At 34.3% G+C, this 2065-nt stretch carries 3 protein-coding genes; 1 reads left to right on the top strand and 2 read right to left on the bottom strand.

What is annotated here, in order from left to right; all coding sequences use genetic code 11:
- Positions 1–137 precede the first annotated feature (137 nt).
- Complete coding sequence (locus BM327_RS16010) at positions 138–326, bottom strand: energy transducer TonB (protein ID WP_396442391.1); 189 nt, start codon at positions 324–326, stop codon at positions 138–140.
- Between the two features lie 242 nt (positions 327–568).
- Entirely contained in the window at positions 569–982 is a 414-nt protein-coding gene (locus tag BM327_RS15725; RefSeq protein ID WP_090253439.1) for an energy transducer TonB, read from the bottom strand.
- Positions 983–1159: 177 nt separating this feature from the next.
- Between BM327_RS15725 and BM327_RS15720 the strand changes: the two genes are divergently transcribed.
- Positions 1160–1909, top strand: coding sequence for a hypothetical protein (locus BM327_RS15720; protein ID WP_090253436.1), 750 nt, complete (start codon positions 1160–1162; stop codon positions 1907–1909).
- Positions 1910–2065 lie beyond the last annotated feature (156 nt).

Raw genomic sequence — 2065 nt, 5'->3', positions numbered from 1 at the left:
ATAGACCACTAAGCTGATCACAACGGAGTAGAACGGATAGCGCGGCTAACAGCCAATTATAATTCATCATTCAAAATTCAAAAATCAAAATTGAACACCTCTCCTCTCTATAATTCTTAACTCAGCATTCTTAATTCTTAACTCGTATTTATAACCTGTATCCATATATACATACTTTCTTTTACACGAAAAGCTATAGCATCTAAATATTTTTTCCCAGAACTTTTCATAAAATGGACTTCAGATATTGAACCATCCCTTTCCACAATAAATCGAAAGTACACTTTTCCTTCAGCCCTATCAATTTTAGCTGAATCCGGATAAATCGTATTCTCAAAAGAAATATCCTCATTGCCTAAGTTCCTCCCTTGAATTCAGCCTCTCTCTATTGGAAGGGATATCGTATCATTTATTTCTGCATAAACCGTAAATAAACTTAGCACTAGGTTGGACAATAATATAAATTTACTGATCTGAAAAATTCAAAGTATTATCCAACTTCTATACATAGTTATAATAACAAAAAAGAGACCCTAGGTCCCTTTTATAAATTAATGCTATTTCAACACTATCTTCTTCTACGTTTTTTCTTCTTTTCTTTACCCAAAGTAAAATTGATCGGAAACCTGCAAACGCTTCTAACTTTTTCGCCATCCTTTTCAGCTGGTGTCCAATCTGGCATGTTTTTCACTACTCTTAGTGCTTCAGCGTCTAGTGTTTTGCTTCCAGAACTTCTAATAATTTCGAAATTAGATAAAGAACCATCGCGTTCAACTACGAATTTGACATAAACTTTTCCTTCTTCCCCTAACTGTTGCGCCAATTTTGGGTATTCGGTATTTTCCATCAAATAGGTTTTCATGCCCTCCGGACCTCCTGGGAATTGTGCTTCAACATCTGGAAAACTCGTTATGCTATCATTAGATTGTGCATTTACATAATTCAGTGTTATAAATGCGAGTAGTATACATAGGTATTTCATAGGTAAAATATTTTGGTTGAAAATAAGAAAACTTCCACAATATTACTATTACCGCTCTAGCCTACTCAAGTCATTTGGTGCATGATCAATTTTTATTATCCCATTTCCACTCCTTAAATATTGTTAAAGGCTTCAATTATTTTTTTCCTATTCACGATTCCATCTTAAATTGAGGTTATGAAAAAAATCAAAACTTCAATCTACTTCGCCTTGCTGATCACAGGTTTCTTTGTGACGGCCTGTGAAAATCGCAAACTCGAAGAAATTCCTCGCGGTAAACCAAGTCTTATTATCGGTGATCAATTTAATTACGGTATAGATAGTATATTGCTTTTCCCCATTGGTTGTTCCTACAAACCAGAAATTAGTGGAGAAATAGAAAAAGCCAATAGTTCTAAACTACGATCTTTTGGCTTTAAAGAAAATAATAGCAACTTCTATGATATGAATGCGCAAAAAGAATTTGTTAACCGAAATCAACAAGACTTCGACATTCGCAACATCTTATTTCATGACCTGGATCAAAACACTTCCTTCCCACTTACCGAGGATAGTTTGCACATTTTATCTTTTGGAGTACACTATGAATTTGAACGAAATTTAATTTTTTACCGTGTGGTTAAAAAAGATTACAACCTTGACCAGATATACAATGATGAAGATGCCGTTGCCTTATTTACCTCCGATCTTTACGGAAAAAATTTCACGCAAATCACTCCTTTCTCGGAGAAGTTTGTGAGTTACATGTATTATGAGAAATCTAATTCCTTAATGCTCAAAACCATCATAGATAACAACCAAGATAAAATTTACAGTAATACAGATGAAACCAATTTTAGGTCGATTACCTTAGATAGTTTGGGCTTGGCGCAAAACATCTTCACCGATGAACTCAAAGATAAACTCAGAAAGCAAATGGAAAATTAGCATTTTAGACTTAATACCATTTTACATTCACTACTATCGGAAGCTGTCTCTAATTTTAAATTTTGAATAATGAATTTTGAATTAAAGCTGGCTGTCCGGGCGGGCTATCCGTTCTACTCCGTTGTGTTCAGCTTAGTGGACTATGGTCAAACAATA

The organism is Lishizhenia tianjinensis, assembly GCF_900116425.1.
In the GTDB taxonomy this organism is placed as follows: Bacteria; Bacteroidota; Bacteroidia; order Flavobacteriales_D; family Crocinitomicaceae; genus Lishizhenia; species Lishizhenia tianjinensis.
The sequence above is the reverse complement of the archived record's forward strand: the minus strand, read 5'-3'. Positions and strand labels throughout refer to the sequence as shown.

What these genes read in the sequence shown, in the direction of transcription:
- BM327_RS15720 (WP_090253436.1), top strand. Translation starts at nt 1,160, where the DNA reads ATGAAAAAAATCAAAACTTCAATCTACTTCGCCTTGCTGATCACAGGT.
- BM327_RS15725 (WP_090253439.1), bottom strand. Translation starts at nt 982, where the DNA reads ATGAAATACCTATGTATACTACTCGCATTTATAACACTGAATTATGTA.